The following is a 2040-nucleotide window of genomic DNA, read 5'->3' as shown; positions in this document are numbered from 1 at the left end:
TTTAGTTTTGAAGGAGAAGGAAATTTATATATTACTAGGTCAGCGGCAAATGCTAACCTGAAAGTGAAACTGGTACTGAAACCAAAAGATTAATTAAAAATGACCCCAGAAGAACTACAGGAATCGGTGGTTTTAATTACCAGTCGTGACCCTAAAATCAATCGTTTTGGCACTGGTTTTGTGATGCGCCAGGTTAGTGGCACCGCTTTCTTGTTGACTTGTGCTCATGTGGTGAAAGATGTTGGTGGACCAGAGAATGTCAAAGCTGATGGCATACCTGGCACGGTGATTGCTTCTGGGGAAGATGATGGATTGGATTTGGCAGTGTTGAGAGTAGATGGACTTTGGAATAAGCCAGAATTACACCGACAAGAAGGATTTGCTGAGAAGGGTAACTCTTTCCTAACCGCTGGCTTTCAATTATTTGCTAAGGACCATTTAATCCGACCACTGCACGGTACCCTAGGGCAGCAAGTGAGATTACAGTTGAAACAAGCATGGGAAAGAATTCAAGCTTGGGATTTGCGCATTGTTGATGACTATGGGCTACAGCCTGGTTATAGTGGTTCGCCGGTGGTGGATGAAGCTAGTGGTGAGCTTTTGGGGGTAGTTAGCCATCGACAAGGAGAGGGTAAAACTGGTTTAGCCATATCCATTGGTGCTCTTGATAGAATTTGGCGGGTTTTAGATGGTGATCAGCTTTATAAGGTATTAGTAAAGCTTGGTTACGAGGATCAGGAACGCTTATTTTTTAGGTTAATCCGAAAACAGTCTGTAGCGGCTTTTTTAATTCATGGCTATCCAGAATACGGACAACGTTGGTTATTGAATCGCTTAGTAGAAAAACATCTGCCTAATAGTATTACTGGCAAAGTTATCAAAGTTAATTTAGCGCGAAAAGTCCGCAGAACGGATATCAAAACCCTTTGGCGTGAACTCGGTAATCAGGTTGGTTTGTGGGGAAAGGGAGCGTCAGTTACTGCTATTACTGAACGAGTTTATCGCTACTGGCAAACCCAGAATGTGCTACTGGTCTTCCATGATGTAAATGTTATGTCAGAAGCCTATTTAGATCAACTGATCCGTGAATTCTGGACACCTTTGGCAACTAACGCTCGCCAGGTTAACCCTAGTGCCAGTCGATTCAAATTATTGATGTTTTTAGTAGACTACGAAGGCAATGTCGGGAATTTGGATGCTATATTTTCTGATAAAATAGACCGTACTCAACCCCACATGCCAGTCAAATCTGCCAAGATTAATCAATTTGATGAAGATGAGTTGATTGACTGGATGATGCGAGAATCTGAGGAATTACCGATCGAATTTACCCATGAGGTAGATGAAACTGTTAAAGTCGTTCTAGAAAATAGCGATAATGGTATTCCAGAGTATGTACTGGCAGAAATATGCGATCGCTGTGGCGTTGATTGGTTTAACGACGTAAAGCAACGGTGGAGACTCTGAACAACCCAAAACCAGAATATACCGGTGATCCAGCACTACAACCGCAGCCTGGAGAACGAGACAGCAAGGGACAATTGTTGTATCCTTATCTACCTAGTCGGGAATTAATTGAAGCAGTCAATTTAGCGATCTACCTGGAACGCCCTTTGCTACTGAAAGGGGAACCGGGATGTGGTAAAACCCGCTTGGCTCATGCTGTGGCTTATGAGCTCAACTTGCCTTTGAGAGTCTGGGCTGTCAAATCCACTACTCGGGCAAAGGATGGTCTTTACATCTATGATACTGTGGCTCGTTTGCGGGATGCTCAGTTAGCCGCAACCGGCATAATTAAACCAGAGGATATCCCCCGTATTAGTAATCCCGAGACCTATGTACGTTGGGGCCCGTTAGGCAATGCATTTCGGAGTGAAACCCTAACGGTGGTGTTAATTGATGAAATTGATAAGGGTGTGGCTCTTTTGGAAAGACGTTTGGTCAGGTTTAGAGAGGTATCGGAAGAGTAGGAGGAGCAGTAATAGAGCAACGAGCTTGAATTAGTCGTTTCATCAAAGGAAGGCCATCTTTGTACAAAGA

General features: G+C 43.6%; 2 protein-coding genes. Both read left to right on the top strand.

All coding sequences use genetic code 11. The annotated features are described in order from the left end of the window. The first annotated feature begins 99 nt into the window (after positions 1-99). The gene (locus tag F6K37_RS39710) at positions 100-1467 is read left to right on the top strand and encodes a trypsin-like peptidase domain-containing protein (protein WP_287256764.1); all 1368 of its coding nucleotides are present in this window, start codon (positions 100-102) and stop codon (positions 1465-1467) included. Next, the gene (locus F6K37_RS39705; RefSeq protein ID WP_353839076.1) at positions 1455-1970 is read left to right on the top strand and encodes an AAA family ATPase; all 516 of its coding nucleotides are present in this window, start codon (positions 1455-1457) and stop codon (positions 1968-1970) included. The genes F6K37_RS39710 and F6K37_RS39705 overlap by 13 nt, the downstream gene beginning before the upstream one ends. Positions 1971-2040: the final 70 nt, after the last annotated feature.

The sequence above is a fragment of the Moorena sp. SIO4E2 genome, from assembly GCF_010671945.1.
In the GTDB taxonomy this organism is placed as follows: domain Bacteria; phylum Cyanobacteriota; class Cyanobacteriia; order Cyanobacteriales; family Coleofasciculaceae; genus Moorena; species Moorena producens.
This window is presented reverse-complemented; position numbering and strand designations above follow the sequence as displayed.

What these genes read in the sequence shown, in the direction of transcription:
- F6K37_RS39710 (WP_287256764.1), top strand. Translation starts at nt 100, where the DNA reads ATGACCCCAGAAGAACTACAGGAATCGGTGGTTTTAATTACCAGTCGT.